Source organism: Erythrobacter sp. S158, from assembly GCF_057364915.1.
This window is the reverse complement of record NZ_CP200279.1, coordinates 835,121-851,403: the sequence shown is the minus strand read 5'-3', so window position 1 is coordinate 851,403 and position 16,283 is coordinate 835,121. Positions and strand designations below refer to the sequence as shown.

Here is a 16,283-nt window from a genome sequence, read left to right as displayed (position 1 = left end):
TTCGCGCTTTCGCCACATTGTGATAGCTTCGCCACATTCTTGCCGTGATTCGGGGCGCCGTTCGGCAGGAATTTCCACTCGCGCGCCTCACCTTTGCCAACTGGGCCTTAGTCGGGGGGAGGAAACCCGTCCAAGGTTCGATGAGGGGACGACTTAATGAAAAAGACCAACTTCGCATCGATGCTCGCCGTCGCTGGTGGCCTCGCAATCTCGACCGCAGCCTGCACCCCGCCGGCTGAAGAGGGCGACACCGCTGCTGACGAGACTTCGGTTGAAGAAACCGCATCGTGCTGTGCAGCTGGCTGCTGTGCTGCCGAAGGCTGCTGTGCAGCTGAAGGTTGCTGTGCAGCTGGTTGCTGCGCCGCTGAAGGCTGCTGTGCAGCTGGCTGCTGCGCCGCAGAAGGCTGCTGTGCAGCTGAAGGCTAATCGCCTTCGCGCTTACGCAACTGCGTAACCACAATCCGGCCGGCGATAACGAGAGTTGTCGCCGGCCGTTTTGCATTCTAGTCTCAGGAACATGGCCAGCGCTCCAGACACAACTTCTGCCCCGCCCTCCAAGCCCCTGACGACGGTTGAGGCCGCGCATGTCGTGATCGAAACGATCACCCAGATGGCGCAGGAGCAGAAACCGCTGATGCTGCGCGTCGTGCCCGAAGTGGGCGCGAATTTCTGGAAGCATTACCCGATCAAGGATGCGCGCGACAAATACTGCAAGTCGCGCTGGTACTATCATGTCCACGCTCCCGGCAGCCGCGACAAGGATGAGCACGGGCACTTTCACCTGTTCCTCCACCGCACGCAGCTGCCCGAAGGGCTGGAGCCGAAGGTTTGGCCGCCTCAGGGAGAGGACTGCCGCGCTCACGTCACACATGTCATCGGCCTGTCGATCGACACGAACGGCATTCCGCGCGCATGGTTCACGGTGAACCGCTTCGTGACCAACGAATTCCTGTTCCCCGCCGACGTGATGATCGAGCACCTGCCCGACTTCAACACCGACCACACGCCCGAAGACGACCTCGTGAACCGCTTCGTCACCGCAATGGTCGCGCTCTACCGCGACGAGATCGCGCAGCTGCTGCGCGAACGCGACGAGAAGCACGCGGAACTCGTCGCAGAGCACGGTGAAGAGGCAGCGTATGAGAAAGAGAGCGGTATCGAAGTGCTCTCGCAAATCCCGATCGACCTTGATGCGAAGCTGGGGTCGCTGGACCTGGAGTAATCGCCAACCGGCTTAAGATCGCCGCGCTGAGATCAGGAATTCGACGTTACCCTGCGGACCGGTGATCGGGCTTTCGACTATTCCTTCAATGTCCCAACCGAGCCCCTCCAACCATTTACGCACTTCGTTGCAGACCCGTTCGTGCAGGGCCGGGTCGCGGACCACGCCGCCTTTGCCTACCTCGTGCTTTTCAACTTCGAATTGCGGCTTGATCAGCGCGACCAGCTGGCACCCTTGCGCCGCCAGTTCTAGGGGGCGCTCAAGCACCTTTGCGAGGCCAATAAAACTCGCGTCGCACACCACCCAGTTGCAGTCGCGGTCAATCTGATCGCGGGTCAGGATCCGCGCACTCGTCTGTTCGAGCACGGTGACGCGTTCATCCTGGCGCAGCTTCCATGCGAGCTGGTTGGTCCCGCTGTCGACCGCAAAGACGTGCGCCGCGCCATTGGACAGAAGAACGTCGGTGAAGCCGCCGGTTGAGCTGCCAACGTCGATCGCCACTGCGCCGGTTGGATCGAGTTCAAAGTGTTCGATCGCGTGAGCCAGCTTGATCCCGCCCCGGCTCACCCAGGGATGATCGCGTCCGCGCACTTCGAGCGCCGCATCCTCGGCAACCTGCTGACCGGGCTTTGCGACCTTCTCTTCGCCGACAAAAACGACGCCCGCCATCACCAGCGCCTGAGCGCGCGTGCGGCTCTCGGCCAGTTCACGTTCGACCAGCAGATGATCGACGCGCTTCTTTGCGCGCTTCTTCTGAGGATTTTTCTTATCAGTCATGGACCTGAATGCCGTTAGCGCGCATTGAGTGGGCATGAAAGCTTGTCTCTTGCACACCGTCGGCGCCATTGCCCTCACCTTCGGAATTGCAGCCTGTGTTCCCAGCGCAGAGCCACCTCCCCCTCCTCCGCCGCCGCCAGCGCCGGTATCGACGCCATCGCCGATGCCCACACCTACACCGACGCCCCCGCCGCTCGTTCAGGAGCCGCAATACGACAACTACCTCGATGCGCCGCAGACGCAGGGCATGTGGAGCTATGTGGATGAGCCGGGTGAAAGCCTCGCGATCTTTACGGAAGGATCAGGAGAGCCCGTCTTCATCCTGCGATGCGCTGCCGGGATCGTCGCATTGGGTCGCCCGACCGGGAATGCTTCGCCGCAGCCACGTGCCATGAGCGTCACGACCGAGACGACGACGCGCCAGCTTGTCGCTCAGCCGATTCCGGATAGCGGCATAGTCGCCGTGGGCCTGCAGCCCAGAGATCCGTTGCTCGATGCGATGGCGATCACCAAGGGTCGCTTTGCTATCGGCACCGAGGGCGAGCGCACGCTGTACCTACCCGCATGGGCCGAGGTGACGCGTGTGATCGAGGATTGCAGGTAGATCTTTCTTTAGCGAAGCCCCATCCGGGGCTTCGTCCTCGCTAGACGCCCTTCGCTTCGCTGCGGGCCCGCTGCGGGCGGGCGCCCACGTCTCTTTGGCGCCCTTGCGACCCTGCGGGCCGTATGCAGCAATTTTTGAGTAAACTTCTCATGTGGCTTGTGATCGACGCTGCAGGCGTCGCGAGCGCACGCGCGCGAGCCGCAGATGCCCGACTGAACACAGTGAAGGAGGAACAGCATCGAGGACGTGGCCGCGGATGGGGTCACGCAAACCAAACCGATTCTATCCGTTAATATCCACAGCTTCTCGACAGGCTACCCACAAACCTGTCCCGGATACACAAAACGCCCCAGGTTTCCCCAAGGCGCCGTTTGTTACGTCAGTTACGCAACAATGTTCTATTCTGACGTGGGAAAAACTTTTTTCAAGTCTTGCCTGAACAATTCACATGATTCACAACAGTGATTGAGGCCAGCGGCGAACGCGGCTCTCGGCCCCCGGTGATACGGTTTGGGTCTTGGCTTACAAGCGCGAAAGGAGGTGATCCGATGTCTCATGGTTCAGTAGAGAGGTCGGCAAGTTTCCGCGCGAGGTATATTCGGTAACCTAACGACCGAGTAAGACTTCGTGAGCGGCGCTTACCGCCGCTGACCATGAAAGGGCGTTTCCTCCTACGGGCGAGGAAGCGCCCTTTTCATTGGGCGGTGTTGGCGAAGGGTGCTGCCCGTTTTCCTACTTGCAGAGCAGACGTTATGGATCGCGTTTATGGAAAGCCTGACACTCTCCAAGATGATCAAGCCCGCGACCGCCTCGATGGCCCGCCAACGGAAAGTCACACATCCTACACGCCAATCCACTCAAAACCCGCTATTTAACAGGCACATGCTCCGAACCGCCGTATTTTCGAAAGCACCCCTTCGACGGTCCATCGCAGCCTTCCAAAAGCCACAGCGCGCACACACCGCTTGCCCCCGGCCTCGCCCGACATTATCCGCATGACCTATGCAATTCGAGACTATTCCTCACCCCTCACCCACGCCTGACGCGGCCCGCGAAGCCGCGATTGCCGACCCCGGTTTTGGCAAGGTCTTCACCGATCACATGGTCACAATCGACTATGACGAGGACAAGGGCGGCTGGCATTCCGCGCGCATCGGTCCGCGCGAAGCCATCGCTCTCGATCCGGCGGCCTCGGTCCTGCACTATGCGCAAGAGATCTTCGAGGGAATGAAGGCGTTCCGCCACGCAGATGGCGGCCTCGCCATGTTTCGTCCCGAGCAGAACGCGCGCCGCTTCAACGAAAGCGCCAAGCGCATGGCGATGCCCGAAATCCCCGAGGACGTGTTCCTCGACGCGGTGAAACTCGCGGTGAAGACCGACGCCGACTGGATGCCATCAGTCGAAGGCGGCTCGCTCTACATCCGCCCCTTCATGTTCGCCTCCGAAGCGTTCCTGGGCGTGCGTCCGGCCAAGCAGTACAAGTTCGTCGTGATCCTCGTCTCCAGCGGCAACTACTTCAAGGGCGGCGTGAACCCGGTGAAGATCTGGGTCAGCCAAGACTACGTGCGTGCAGCCCCCGGCGGAACGGGCGCGGCCAAGACCGGCGGCAACTACGCAGCCAGCCTCGTCCCGCAGGCCGAAGCCATCGCGCATGGCTGCGATCAGGTCGTCTTCCTCGATGCAGTCGAGAAGAAGTGGATTGAGGAACTGGGCGGCATGAACCTGTTCTTCGTGCGCAGCGACGGCAGCGTCATCACCCCGCCGCTCACCGGCACGATCCTGCCCGGCATCACCCGCGACAGCCTGATCGCGATGCTGCGCGAGGAAGGCCTCGACGTGCGCGAGGAGCCCTACTCCATCGCCCAATGGCGCGAGGAAGCCGAGAGCGGCAAACTGCTCGAAACGCTCGCATGCGGAACCGCTGCGGTCGTGACTCCGGTCGGCACCGTCGCTTCCCCGGCTGGCGAGTTCACCATCGGCACCGGCGGCATCGGCCAGATGGCCGAGAAGATGCGCACCAAACTCGTCGGCATTCAGAGCGGCGCGATCGAAGACAAGCACGGCTGGGTGATGCGGGTATAAATGATGATGGGCATACTCAACTTTCTCGCAAACCTGGTCGCCTCTGCTTCGCTGCTCGCGGGCGCTGGCACGGTCGAGTGGATCGACGAAACCAGGGTGAAGACCACGATGACACACGTCTATGAGCGCGGCTTCGAGATCGATGATACCGGCCTGGATGAACTTGCAGTCAAAGCCTGTCTGGAGCGGGGCAAGAGCGACGCCACCAAGGAAGGCGAAACCATGGTCCTGACGAAGACCATCGGCACGACCCCGGAAGGCAATGTGAAAGTCGACATCACGGCGACGTATGTCTGCACCTGAACCTTTCCCGGCCTCTGTCCAAGTCGCCGCGCTCTACCGCTTCACGCCCTTCGATGACCCCGCCGACCTTCGCGAGCCGCTGCTGGCTGCCTGTCAGGCGGTCGGGGTCAAGGGGACGCTGCTCCTCGCGCATGAGGGGATCAATGGCACGCTTGCCGGGACCGACAATGCGATAGCCGCCGTGCTCGGCCACATCCGCTCGCTGCCCGGCTGTGCTGAGCTCGACGTCAAGTTCTCGTCCGCTGCCGAGATGCCCTTCAACCGCATGAAGGTGAGGCTCAAGCGCGAGATTGTCACGATGGGAGAGCCCGACATCGACCCGCGCGAAAGCGTTGGGCGCTATGTCGATCCGCAAGACTGGAACGCGCTCATCTCAGATCCCGACACGCTCGTGATCGACACGCGAAACGACTACGAGGTCGCGGTAGGCACGTTCGAGGGCGCGGTCGATCCCGCGACACCCAGCTTCCGCGACTTCCCCGCTTGGTTCCGCGATCACCGCGAGGAACTGCTCGTAGGCAAGACGAAGGTCGCGATGTTCTGCACGGGCGGCATTCGCTGCGAGAAGTCGACCAGCTTTCTGCGCGCCGAGGGGATTGAGGACGTGTTCCACCTGAAAGGCGGCATCCTCAAGTATCTCGAAGAGGTGCCAGAAGAAGAGAGCAGGTGGCAGGGCGACTGCTTCGTCTTCGATGAGCGCGTGACGGTGAAGCATGGCCTCGAAACCGGGGAATACGGGCTGTGCCGCGCCTGTCGCCGCCCGGTGAGCCTGTCGGACTGCGCCTCGCCCGCTTTCGAGGAAGGCGTGTCGTGCCCTGCCTGCTTCAACGAGCGCACTGAAGAACAGCGCGCACGCTACCGCGAACGTCAGCGGCAGGAAGCGATCGCCAAGGCGCGCGGAACCGCGCATGTGGGTGCGGAGTTCTCAGACAAGGATGACTGAATCGACGCGTCCCCTCCCTGTCCTCTACTCGTTCCGCCGCTGCCCCTATGCGATGCGCGCACGCATGGCGCTGTGGATCGCAGGCGAGACGGTGGAACTGCGCGAGGTGAAGCTTGCTGACAAGCCGCCCGAACTGATCGAAGCCTCGCCCAAGGCGACCGTCCCAGTGCTCGACTTTCGCGATGGATCGGTCATCGAGGAAAGCATCGCGATCATGCGCTGGGCGCTTCATCGCAACGATCCTGAAGGCTGGCTCGAAGGCGATGATACGGCACTGATCGCCGAGGCTGATGGAACGTTCAAGCACCATCTTGACCGCTACAAATACCCCAACCGCTACGAGGACGAGCCGGACCACGGCGAAGTCGACCACCGCGCGGAAGGGCTGGCGATCCTCGCGCGCTGGGATGAGCGGGTCGCGGCTCAGGGTCAGCTTTGCGCAGAGCGGCGCACGCTCGCCGATATCGCCCTATTCCCCTTCATCCGCCAATTCGCCAACCACGACCGCGCCTGGTTCGACGCACAGGACTTGCCGCATCTGCAACCTTGGCTCAAAGGGCACCTAGAAAGCGAGCTCTTCGCCAGCATAATGCCCAAATTCACGCCGTGGAAAGCGGGCGATGAAACGGTCCTCTTCGGGCCAGAAAAGACAGTGGCTTAGGGCAATCTTTACCCACTTCCGCTACGGCAAGTGGTATGCAGACGCTTGACCCATCATTCTCCGTCATAGCCGATCTGGACCGGCACGAGGTGCATTTCTCGGCCGCCGGTTTCTGGAACCAGAATACCCTCGCCGACTTCTCGCGCGAGCTTCTGGAGAAGGCCAAGCCGTTCTATTCGCAGGGGCGCAAAATGTACGTGCTCGGCGATCTCACCGGCTTCGTCACGCAAACCCGCGAGATCGCAGAAGGCATCCGTCTGGTCGTCAGCGAATCTGCGAGGCTTGGGGTGGTCCGCACTGCCATCGTGACTGACTCGCAATTGGCAGCGATGCAATACAAGCGCATCAACGACGGCATCAATCTCGAGATCTTCGAGACGAAAGCCGATGCCCTCGACTGGCTGCGCAGCAAGGAAGCCGCCTAGGCAGGACTTAACGCATGGAGCAGCTCGAACGCACTCAGGAAATCCGCGCAGACAGGGCTCACAGCGAGCTGCACTTTGCGATTGGCGGCTTCTGGACGCTCGAAACAATGCGCGCGTTTCTCGACGAACTTGCGAAGGCAGCGACACCCTTCATCAAGGCCCGCGAGACCTTCAGTGCGCTTGGCGACCTGAGGCACTTTGTCCCGCAGGATCGCGAAACCGCCGACGCAATCCGCCAAAGTTTACTGCTCGCTCAGACCAACGGACTGACACGCTTTGCGGTCGTATCGGAGAGCTCACTCGTGCGCATGCAGTACCGCCGGATCACAAGCGGGCTTGATGTCGAGTTCTTCGACACGCCGAGCGACGCCGAAGAGTGGCTCCGCACCGCACGTGCGGCTTAAGCTCCCAATCGCTCCCTGAAAGCATCGATCAGCCAGCTCGTGGCTGGTCCAAGCCGCGTGTCGCGCCGCCACAGCGCGTAAAGCGTGTAATTGTCGCCCGGCTTCTCAGGCAAATCGAGCTCCACAAGGCGCCCTGCCTCCAGATCGACAGCGACCATTTCGCGCGGCATGTTACCCCAGCCCAGCCCTTCCTTCAGCAGCGAATGCTTTGCTGCCAAATCACCCAGCCGCCACGTTAGTGGACTGAGCACCGAGAACTCGCGGCCCTCGGTCCGGCTCGAGCGATCGGAGAGGACAAGCTGCAAGTGCTTGCGGCTTTCGCCGGGCTGGACACCTTTCTGCGCAAGCGGGTGGGATGGTGCGGCAACCGGTATTAGCTCGACTTGACCGATGGCTTGGCGCTCCAGCAGCGGGTCCTCGCCCACAATCGGGCCTCCTATGGCAAGTTGCCCCTCTTCGTCGATCAGGCACGATGCAACCGCTCCCAAACCTTCGACGCGAAGCCGCAGGGCCACGGTCGGGAAGGTCTCGCGAAAATCTCGCAGGACGCCTGCCGTAACATCGCCGGGCACCATCACGTCGAGTACCAAGCCGAGATTGCTTTCAAGCCCCGCATGCAGGCTGCGTGTCTTGGCAAGCAATGCGTCGACTCCGTCGGCAACACCCCGCGCTTCGGCCAGCAGCCCCTCGCCAGCAGGCGTGAGTACTGGTTTTCGCGATCCCTCACGTTCGAACAGGGTCACCGCAAGCTGCGCTTCAAGCTGCGCAATGCCGTAGCTGATTGCCGAAACCGCACGGTTCATGCGCCGCGCGGCACCGCCGAAGCTGCCCGCATCAACAACTTCGAGGAAAATGCGCAACTGGTCGAGACTGGGATCGCCGAGCTTCATATGCACTATGTTCAGATAATCTGAACATCTTGGCAAGTTTTATCGCAGTTATCTGGTTGAACAATCCTCCCTATCTCCCGTTTCAACATAGCGACACGCTCGATCCGAACAGGAGATACGACATGATCGAACTTCGTCCCTTCAACAGCCTCGGCTCCGCCAATCACGGTTGGCTCGATGCCCACCACCACTTCTCGTTTGCCGGCTATCACGATCCGGCACGCGTCCACTGGGGCAGCCTGCGCGTCTGGAATGACGACACGATCGCTCCCGGAACGGGTTTCCCCACTCACCCGCACAACGACATGGAAATCATCACCTATGTCCGCAAAGGCGCCATCACCCACCGCGACAGCATGGGCAATGAGGGCCGAACCGAAGCGGGCGATGTCCAGGTGATGAGCGCTGGCAACGGTGTGCGCCACTCGGAATACAATCTCGAGGACACCGACACGCAGATCTTCCAGATCTGGATCATTCCCGAGGAGCGCGGCGGTGAACCCAGCTGGGGTGCCCGCGAGTTTCCGAAGGGCGACCGCGCCGGATCGTTCGTCCCCCTCGCAAGCGGCTCCGCAAACGACAATGACGCGCTGCTCATTCGGACAGATGCCCGCGTACTGGGTGCAACGATCAAGGCCGGTGAAAGCGTGACTTACACGCCATCAGCGGCAGATCGTCACCTTTACCTCGTCCCTGCCACAGGCAAGGTCCGGGTCGAGGACGTCGAAGCCAATGCCCGCGACGGCGTCGCGATCACCCGGCTCGAAAGCGTGACCATCACCGCGCTTGAAGACAGCGAAGTGGTCCTCGTCGACGCGGCCTGATCCAAGTCCCTCCGGGGCCGACCGCCCCTTGCGGTCGGCCCCTCCATGTTTCTCACTCCAAAGGAGCACATCCCAATGTCCAACATCCTTCATATCACTGCCAGCATCCGCGACGAGGAAAGCGTCTCGCGCACTCTGGGAGACAAGCTGGTTCACCGCCTCGCCGAGAAGAACGGCGCAAGCGTCACGAAGCGCGATCTTGCCAAGAACGACATCCCGTTTCAAAGCTGGGAGCTGTTCAACGCAGGCCTGACCGACAAAACCGAGCGCACTGCAGAGCAGCAGGAACTCGCCGCGATCGCAGACACGCTCATCGATGAGCTGATGGCTGCCGATATGATCGTCATTGCGACGCCCGTCTACAATTTCGGTGTGCCCGCAACGCTGAAGGCATGGGCCGACCTCGTCGCCCGCGCCGGGACCACCTTCAAGTACACTGAGACCGGTCCGGTCGGCCTGCTCGAAGGCAAGAAGGCCTACATCGCGGGTGCTTCGGGCGGCACACCAATCGGTTCAGGCATGGATTTCATGTCGAGCTGGCTCAAGTTCTTCCTCGGCTTTCTCGGCATCAGCGACGTCGAGATCGTTGCAGCTGACGGCATCATGGGCCGCGACGGCCCTGAAAAGATCGAAGCGGCCAAGGCCCGCATCGAAGAGATGGTCTGACCATCTCGCCCCTCCATCAAGGAGACTACCCATGTCCACGATTGCAAAAACAACCTCCCCCGTCCCAGCGACTTCCTCGACCGCGCGTCAGGACGCACTTGCTCTGGTCGCAGAGACTCCTCCTTGCGCTGCTCTTCGTCCTCGCCGGGATCAACAAGATCGGCGCGATGGAAGGGACTGTCGGGTATATCGGATCCGTCGGCCTTCCGTTTCCCGAGTTGGTCTACTTCGGCACGGTAGCGCTCGAAATCGGCGGGGGTCTTTTGCTCGCCATCGGTTTCAAGGCACGGCAAGTCGCTTTGGCGATGGGCATCTTCACAGTCCTGACCGCAGTCATCTTTCACAATGACTTCTCGCAGCAGCTTGAGGTGACCATGTTCCTCAAGAACCTCGCCATCTCGGGGGGCATGTTCGCCATCGCTGCCTTCGGTGCGGGCAGGTACTCGCTCGATCGCGGCTGATCCTCGCGATCGAGCCCCAAAAAAGGCCGGAGTGTCCTGCGACGCTCCGGCCTTTTTGCGATCACAACTTGTCAGGCAAGCTCGCTTTCAATTCATCGAGCCATACATCGGCAACTGCATCGCTCGGTGCTCTCCAGTCTCCGCGCGGCGAAAGCGCACCTTGGGAGGAGACTTTCGGCCCATTGGGGAGCGCGCTGCGCTTGAATTGCGAGAAGCCGAAGAAACGCTTGAGAAAGCTTTTCAGCCACTCAGCGATTTCGCCGAGCGTGTATTCGTTCTTGCGTTCTTCGGGGAAGCCAGCGGGCCAGTCTCCTGCCTTGGCATCGCGCCATGCGTGCCAAGCGAGGAACGCGATAGTGCCCGGTCGCTGACCGAACCGTACGCAGTGGTGCAGAAAGAAGTCGTTGAGCTCGTAAGGCCCAATATGCGCCTCGGTATCCTGAATCGCGCCGTCTTCTCCTGCGGGGACAAGTTCGGGTGAGATGACCGTGTCGTAGACGCTCATCAGCACTTCGCTGCAGACCGGGAGGAACTGCTCGGTCTGGACGGTCCAGCGGATCAGGTACCGGATCAGCGTCTTGGGCACCCCAGAATTGACGCCGTAATGGCTCATATGATCGCCAACACCGTAGGTGCACCAGCCAAGTGCCAATTCGGACAGATCGCCGGTCCCGATGACGAAGCCATTGTGCTGCCCTGCGAGACGGAAGAGGTAGTCGGTGCGAAGGCCCGCCTGCACGTTTTCGAACGTTACGTCATAGGCCGGCTCTCCCTTGGCGAAGGGGTGGCCCATGTCTTCGAGCATGCGCTGCGCAGCGGGCTTGATGTCGATCTCTTCGGCGGTGATGTCAAAGACTTCCATCAGCTTCCAAGCATTGCTCTTCGTACCATCCGACGTACCGAAGCCGGGCATGGTGTAGCCACGAATGATGCTGCGTGGCAGCCCGAGCCGATCACAGGCCTTCGCCGCCACGATGAGCGCGTGCGTGCTGTCGAGACCGCCTGAAATGCCTATGACCAGCGACTTTGCCTTGGTGGCCTGGATCCGGCGCATGAGCGCGTCGACCTGGATGTTGAAAGCCTCGTAGCAATCCTCGTCCAGCGTTTTGGGATTGTTGGGCACGAATGGGAACCGGCGCACGGGCCGTTCGAGCCCTATTTCGCCTTCTTCGTATTCGTGATCGAACACCACGCGGCGAAAACTGTCCTCCGGGCGTCCATGCGCTTCGGCTGCGTCGCTGAAGGTCTGGTTGCGCATCCTCTCACCCGCGATGCGATTGGTGTCGACGTCGACCACGCAAAGCTCTGGATCGAGATCGAAGCGCTCGCTTTCGGCGAGCAGTCCGCCAAGCTCGTAGATCACTCCCTGCCCGTCCCAAGCTAGATCCGTCGTACTCTCGCCGTGACCGCTTGCCGAATAGACATAGGCGCAGATCGAGCGCGAGGAGGACGAGCGGCAGTGCAGGTGGCGATCATCCGCGCGCCCGATGGTGATTGGCGAAGCAGAAAGGTTGCAAAGGATATGCGCCCCAGCGAGCGCCGCCAGCGTACCGGGAGGGTTCGGAGCCCAGAAGTCTTCGCAAATCTCGACCCCGAAGGTGAAGCCCGGCAGGTTCGAGGCGGAGAAGACGAGGTCCGTACCAAACGGCACCTCTTCGCCATTCACGCCGATCCATAAATCCTGACAGTTGCGGCCATGGGCGAAGTACCGCTTCTCGTAGAACTCGCGATAATTGGGCAGATAGCTCTTTGGGATGACGCCGAGCACTTCGCCGCGCGCGATGACGATGGCGCAGTTGTAGATCTTCGAATTGCGCCGCAGCGGCGCACCGACAACAAGCACCGGGGTCAGGTCGCGGCTTTCCTCAGCAATCGTCCCGAGCGCCGCTTCGGACGCATCGAGCATCGCGTTCTGAAGATGCAGGTCGTCGATGGCGTAGGACGAAACGCACAGTTCGGGGTAAACGACGAGATCGACGTTCTGCTCATGCGCTTTGCGCGCCTCGGCAAGGATGCCCTTCACATTGTAAACCACATCCCCCGTCCGCATGCACGGCGTCGCGGTCGCCACACGGACAAAACCGTGCGCATGCATGTCGTAAAAGGGGTGAGATGTATCGGCCATAAAGCCCTGCTCCCGCTGCAATTCCCGTGTGCTCTAGCCGCTATCGCCAAGAGACTCTAGGCAGTTAGCAGTTCGGCGGCCTGCGGGCTTTGTTCGAGGAGCTCCAAGAGGCCGCGCTCATGGCCTGTCAGGTACTTTGTAGCTCGCGGGATTGAGAGGGTCGCCTGCCACTCCTCCCATCCGCGCTCTCTTGAAGGAATGTCGATCACCGCAGGGTGGATATAGCTGTTACGCGCAACCGCCGGAGTGTTGCCGAGCTTGTCGGATACCTCCTCAAGGATTGTGGTGATCGTCGGACGCTCTGCTGCTTCGGCAATCTTCGCAAACGCAAGCACACTCGCGTGCCATGTGCGGAAGTTCTTGGCCGAGAATTCCTCGCCCATCACGGAACGCAGATAGTCGTTCACATCGCTGCTGCCGAGCGCGTGACGATCTCCGTCTTCATCGTAATACTGGAAGAGATGAGGTCCGGGAACATCGCGCGCATCTTCCACCGCGCGTGCCAGCGCTTCGTCTTCGAGCAGAACACGCCGATCCTTGCCGCCCTTTCCGGTATAGCAAAGCTCGACCCTGCTGCCGGTAATCGTCGCATGCTCGTCGCGCAAAGTGGAGGCGCCGAAGGACTGGTTGGTTTTCTTGTAGACCTCGTTGCCGATCCGCACGAAGCCCATGTCGAGCAGCCGTACGATTGCCGCCAGCACTCTCTCGCGCGTAGCGACATCGCCTTCGATCTCGCTTGCGACCCGCTTTCTGATCAGGGGCAGGCGTTTGCCGAATTCCTCGCAGCGGTCGAACTTGTCGCCTTCGCGCATCAGCCTGAAATGCGGGTGGTAGCGATATTGCTTGCGCCCTGCATCATCATAGCCGGTGGCTAGGATATGCCCGTTGCTCTCCGGGCAGAACCACGCATCGCGATAGGCAGGAGGTAGAGCGATCGCGTTCAAGCGTTTGCGCTCACCCCGGTCGCGGATCAGGTCGCCTGCGGGAGAATAATAAGCGAAGCCGCGCCCTGCGCCCTTGCGCGTGATGCCCGGCAGGGCGTCATCGACATAGATAAGCTTCTCCATGCCAAAGGAAATGCGCCGCAAGCACGCTTGGTTCCACCTTGCGGTGACCGCGCTAAGCCTCCAATTGATCCGCCAGAGGAACGCATCGCAATTTTCTTCCTTGAGAAAAGGAGTACGACATGGCCGATCCCACTTACACCCCGCCCGAAGTCTGGACTTATGACAGCGAAAGCGGCGGCAAGTTTGCAAACATCAACCGCCCCACAGCAGGCGCGCGCGAAGAAGCAGCGCTGCCGCGCGGCGACAATCCCTTCCAGCTCTACTCGCTTGCAACGCCCAACGGCGTGAAGGCGACCATCATGCTCGAGGAGCTGATAGAAAAGGGGCATGCGGGCGCTGAGTATGACGCCTACACCGTCAATATCGGCGAAGGCGTCCAGTTCACCAGCGGCTTTGTCGGCATAAATCCGAACTCGAAAATCCCTGCGATGGTCGACGCGAGCGGCGAAGACGATATTCGCGTGTTCGAATCCGGCGCGATCCTGGTCTACCTCGCCGAGAAGTTCGGCGAGTTTCTGCCGACCGATCCCGCTGCGCGCGCTGAAGTGCTTTCGTGGCTGTTTTGGCAGGTAGGGACCGGGCCATTTATCGGTGGCGGCTTCGGCCATTTCTATGCTTATGCGCCTGAAAAATACGAATATCCGATCAATCGCTACGCGATGGAAACGAAGCGCATTTTCGATGTCGCCGACCAGCAGCTTGGCAAGACGCGCTTCCTTGCGGGCGACGAATACACCATCGCCGATATCGCGAACTTCCCTTGGCTGGCTCCTTTCGTGGCAGGCACAATCTACAACGAAGCCAAGACTTTCCTCTCGATCGATGATTATAAGAACGTAGGCCGCTGGGCCCGAGAGATTGCTCAGCGTCCAGGCGTTCAGCGCGGTCGCCTCGTGAACAAGGTCTGGGGCGACGAAGACCAGCAATTGGCCGAGCGCCACTCGCCCGCGGACTTCAAAGGCAAGAACCTCGACTTCACCTTCTGACGGGCACGCATCGAAACTCGTCGAACAACTGCACAAATGGGCTGGAAGTCACCGCGCTTCCGGCCCATTGTCGCATGCGTGAGTGAGAGAATGTTTTGAGCGCACAGGCGCATGAACGAATCCGCCTGAGCGAGAAGCTCGGCTACGGCGTGGGCGATTTGCCCTCTGGCCTCTATCTCAATTTCTTCGGCGCCTATCTGCTCTATTTCTTCGTCGACCTTGGCGGGATTGCGCCTGCTGCGATGGCACTGATGCTTCTCCTGTCGCGCGTTTTCGATGCGGTCACTGATCCGGTCATGGGCGTCATCGCCGACCGTACGCGCACGCGGTGGGGACGATACCGTCCTTACCTCTTGTTCGGAGCCCTGCCCTTTGGCCTCACCGGCTTTGCGATCTTCGCCGCACCGGAGATGTCGACCGGGTGGCTGCTGGTGTGGGCCTACGTGACCTATGGTTTGACCATGCTGGCTTTCACGGCAGTCAACGTTCCGTATTCGGGGCTGCTGGGAGTGATCTCACCCTCGGCCAAGCAGCGCGCCAACGTCACTGCATACCGAATGTTCTTCTCGGGCCTTGCCGGGATCGTTGTGGGCGTGCTTGCCACGACCTTGATCCGCGAGCTCGGCGGTGAGGACGAGCGCACGGGGATCATGCTGACGATGGGCGTCTTCGCCGCAGTCTCCGTCGTGATCTACGTCGTAACTTTCGCTACGACGAAAGAGCGGATACCCGCCGTCCCGACGAACACGGCGATCAGGCGCGACCTTGCGACGCTGTTCAGGACAGGCGCATGGATCTGCGTGGTCATCGCGGCAGTCTTCGGAGTGCTCTCGATCGCGAGCCGTGCATCAACGGCTCGCTTCTTCTTCAAGTACGTGGCGGGAGACGACGGAACGCCAGTCTTCCTGTTCCTCGACCGCTTCGGTCTGTTCCTCACCGCACTTGCCGTGGGTCAGGTCAGCGGCGTCATCCTTGGATTTTTGCTCCAGCGAAGGTTTGAAAAGTCGCATCTGATCCTCGCCGGAGGAGCGATGAAGGTGATTGGTATTACCGCTTTTGCGATGATGCCACTTGATGCGATCTGGCCCCAGACGCTCGCGCAGTATTTCGTCGGCTTGGGCTTTGGCTTTCTGATGGTTTTGTCCTTCTCGATGTTCACCGATATTGCCGAATATATCGACTGGAAATCGGGGCAGCAGATGACGGGGCTGACGGTTTCAGCGTCGATTTTCGGAGTGAAAGTTGGCACAGGCCTCGGCGCATTTGCCCCCGGCATCGCCCTCGAACTGACGGGCTTTGTACCCCAGGGCGAACAAAGCGCAGAGGCGCTTGCGGGTATTAACTTTGCCTTTGCAATCCTGCCAGCGCTCGCGCTCTTGCCTGCAGGCGTGGCGATGCTTTTTTACAAACTCAGCCACTCAGTAATGGACCAGGTTGAGCGCGATTTGGCCGTGCGGCGCCAGCGGTCGCAATAACCTTCCAAAAGCCCTTCACATTTGTGTCCGGGGCGCTATATCCGCGCCTCCTGCTGGGGTGTAGCCAAGTGGTAAGGCAGCGGTTTTTGGTACCGCCATTCGCAGGTTCGATCCCTGCCACCCCAGCCAGGCCTTCCTGAAATCGCTAAATGAAAATCACTGCCATTCAGGCGGTACGTTTTCGTGTCCGTAGGGACAGTGGCGGCAGGCAGAACCGCAGCATTCGCCGCGCTCCAGATGAGCAAGCCTCGTAAAGACGACGTAGCCGGTTTCTGGGTCGATATACTTGCGCTTGCCTTGGGCGCAGGCGGCTTCGTGCAGGGCATACCATGCCGGCTTCGATCCTGTTTCAGGAGCCTCAGCCATTC

Annotated in this window: 19 protein-coding genes and 1 tRNA gene; 15 read left to right on the top strand and 5 right to left on the bottom strand. The window is 60.8% G+C overall.

Annotated elements, in window-relative coordinates; translation table 11 throughout:
- The first annotated feature begins 156 nt into the window (after nt 1-156).
- Both AC0V6T_RS04225 and AC0V6T_RS04220 read left to right on the top strand, forming a co-directional pair.
- On the top strand, nt 157-426 hold the full coding sequence (locus tag AC0V6T_RS04225) for a hypothetical protein (protein ID WP_486124611.1): 270 nt from the start codon (nt 157-159) through the stop codon (nt 424-426).
- Nucleotides 427-517: 91 nt separating this feature from the next.
- On the top strand, nt 518-1,222 hold the full coding sequence (locus tag AC0V6T_RS04220) for a DUF6969 family protein (RefSeq protein WP_486124609.1): 705 nt from the start codon (nt 518-520) through the stop codon (nt 1,220-1,222).
- A gap of 12 nt (nt 1,223-1,234) precedes the next feature.
- Here AC0V6T_RS04220 and AC0V6T_RS04215 read toward each other — a convergent pair whose 3' ends face one another.
- Nucleotides 1,235-1,999, bottom strand: a complete 765-nt coding sequence (locus AC0V6T_RS04215; RefSeq protein ID WP_486124607.1) for a TlyA family RNA methyltransferase — start codon at nt 1,997-1,999, stop codon at nt 1,235-1,237.
- A 163-nt stretch (nt 2,000-2,162) separates the two neighbouring features.
- Between AC0V6T_RS04215 and AC0V6T_RS04210 the strand changes: the two genes are divergently transcribed.
- The 7 genes from AC0V6T_RS04210 (at nt 2,163) to AC0V6T_RS04180 (ending at nt 7,421) form a co-directional block, all read left to right on the top strand.
- On the top strand, nt 2,163-2,603 hold the full coding sequence (locus AC0V6T_RS04210; protein ID WP_486124605.1) for a hypothetical protein: 441 nt from the start codon (nt 2,163-2,165) through the stop codon (nt 2,601-2,603).
- Nucleotides 2,604-3,605: 1,002 nt separating this feature from the next.
- Nucleotides 3,606-4,685, top strand: a complete 1,080-nt coding sequence (locus AC0V6T_RS04205; protein ID WP_486124603.1) for a branched-chain amino acid aminotransferase — start codon at nt 3,606-3,608, stop codon at nt 4,683-4,685.
- On the top strand, nt 4,686-4,988 hold the full coding sequence (locus AC0V6T_RS04200) for a hypothetical protein (RefSeq protein WP_486124601.1): 303 nt from the start codon (nt 4,686-4,688) through the stop codon (nt 4,986-4,988).
- Nucleotides 4,975-5,931, top strand: coding sequence for an oxygen-dependent tRNA uridine(34) hydroxylase TrhO (gene trhO / locus AC0V6T_RS04195; RefSeq protein WP_486124599.1), 957 nt, complete (start codon nt 4,975-4,977; stop codon nt 5,929-5,931). The genes AC0V6T_RS04200 and trhO overlap by 14 nt, the downstream gene beginning before the upstream one ends.
- Nucleotides 5,924-6,592, top strand: coding sequence for a glutathione S-transferase (locus tag AC0V6T_RS04190; RefSeq protein ID WP_486124596.1), 669 nt, complete (start codon nt 5,924-5,926; stop codon nt 6,590-6,592). Before trhO ends, AC0V6T_RS04190 begins: the two co-directional genes overlap by 8 nt.
- A gap of 35 nt (nt 6,593-6,627) precedes the next feature.
- On the top strand, nt 6,628-7,017 hold the full coding sequence (locus AC0V6T_RS04185; protein ID WP_486124594.1) for a hypothetical protein: 390 nt from the start codon (nt 6,628-6,630) through the stop codon (nt 7,015-7,017).
- 14 nt (nt 7,018-7,031) lie between these two features.
- Entirely contained in the window at nt 7,032-7,421 is a 390-nt protein-coding gene (locus AC0V6T_RS04180) for an STAS/SEC14 domain-containing protein (protein ID WP_486124592.1), read from the top strand.
- Here AC0V6T_RS04180 and AC0V6T_RS04175 read toward each other — a convergent pair.
- A complete protein-coding gene (locus tag AC0V6T_RS04175; protein WP_486128490.1) occupies nt 7,418-8,311 on the bottom strand; it encodes a LysR family transcriptional regulator in 894 nt (297 codons plus the stop codon). The two genes, AC0V6T_RS04180 and AC0V6T_RS04175, sit on opposite strands and share 4 nt — an antisense overlap.
- 122 nt (nt 8,312-8,433) lie before the next feature.
- Here AC0V6T_RS04175 and AC0V6T_RS04170 point away from each other — a divergent pair, with 122 nt between their 5' ends.
- The 3 genes from AC0V6T_RS04170 to AC0V6T_RS04160 all read left to right on the top strand — a co-directional run bounded on the left by AC0V6T_RS04170 (nt 8,434) and on the right by AC0V6T_RS04160 (nt 10,262).
- Nucleotides 8,434-9,135 (top strand): pirin family protein, encoded by a 702-nt coding sequence (locus AC0V6T_RS04170; protein ID WP_486124590.1) that lies wholly within the window; start codon nt 8,434-8,436, stop codon nt 9,133-9,135.
- A gap of 75 nt (nt 9,136-9,210) precedes the next feature.
- The gene (locus tag AC0V6T_RS04165; protein WP_486124588.1) at nt 9,211-9,801 is read left to right on the top strand and encodes an FMN-dependent NADH-azoreductase; all 591 of its coding nucleotides are present in this window, start codon (nt 9,211-9,213) and stop codon (nt 9,799-9,801) included.
- A gap of 98 nt (nt 9,802-9,899) precedes the next feature.
- Nucleotides 9,900-10,262, top strand: coding sequence for a DoxX family protein (locus AC0V6T_RS04160; RefSeq protein ID WP_486124586.1), 363 nt, complete (start codon nt 9,900-9,902; stop codon nt 10,260-10,262).
- A gap of 61 nt (nt 10,263-10,323) precedes the next feature.
- Here AC0V6T_RS04160 and AC0V6T_RS04155 read toward each other — a convergent pair whose 3' ends face one another.
- Together AC0V6T_RS04155 and AC0V6T_RS04150 are read right to left on the bottom strand one after the other, a co-directional pair.
- Nucleotides 10,324-12,387 carry an NAD(+) synthase gene (locus tag AC0V6T_RS04155; protein ID WP_486124584.1) on the bottom strand — a complete coding sequence of 688 codons (2,064 nt, stop codon included), beginning with the start codon at nt 12,385-12,387 and terminating at the stop codon, nt 10,324-10,326.
- Nucleotides 12,388-12,443: 56 nt separating this feature from the next.
- Nucleotides 12,444-13,454, bottom strand: coding sequence for a DNA topoisomerase IB (locus tag AC0V6T_RS04150; RefSeq protein WP_486124582.1), 1,011 nt, complete (start codon nt 13,452-13,454; stop codon nt 12,444-12,446).
- A gap of 119 nt (nt 13,455-13,573) precedes the next feature.
- Here AC0V6T_RS04150 and yghU point away from each other — a divergent pair, with 119 nt between their 5' ends.
- From yghU to AC0V6T_RS04135, 3 genes are all read left to right on the top strand, one after another.
- Nucleotides 13,574-14,440, top strand: coding sequence for a glutathione-dependent disulfide-bond oxidoreductase (gene yghU / locus AC0V6T_RS04145; RefSeq protein WP_486124580.1), 867 nt, complete (start codon nt 13,574-13,576; stop codon nt 14,438-14,440).
- Between the two features lie 95 nt (nt 14,441-14,535).
- Nucleotides 14,536-15,915, top strand: coding sequence for an MFS transporter (locus tag AC0V6T_RS04140; RefSeq protein ID WP_486124578.1), 1,380 nt, complete (start codon nt 14,536-14,538; stop codon nt 15,913-15,915).
- A 54-nt stretch (nt 15,916-15,969) separates the two neighbouring features.
- Nucleotides 15,970-16,044, top strand: a tRNA-Gln gene (locus AC0V6T_RS04135).
- A 27-nt stretch (nt 16,045-16,071) separates the two neighbouring features.
- Here the strand turns inward: AC0V6T_RS04135 and AC0V6T_RS04130 are convergent.
- Nucleotides 16,072-16,281 (bottom strand): C1orf53 family protein, encoded by a 210-nt coding sequence (locus tag AC0V6T_RS04130; RefSeq protein ID WP_007164671.1) that lies wholly within the window; start codon nt 16,279-16,281, stop codon nt 16,072-16,074.
- Between the last annotated feature and the right edge of the window lie 2 nt (nt 16,282-16,283).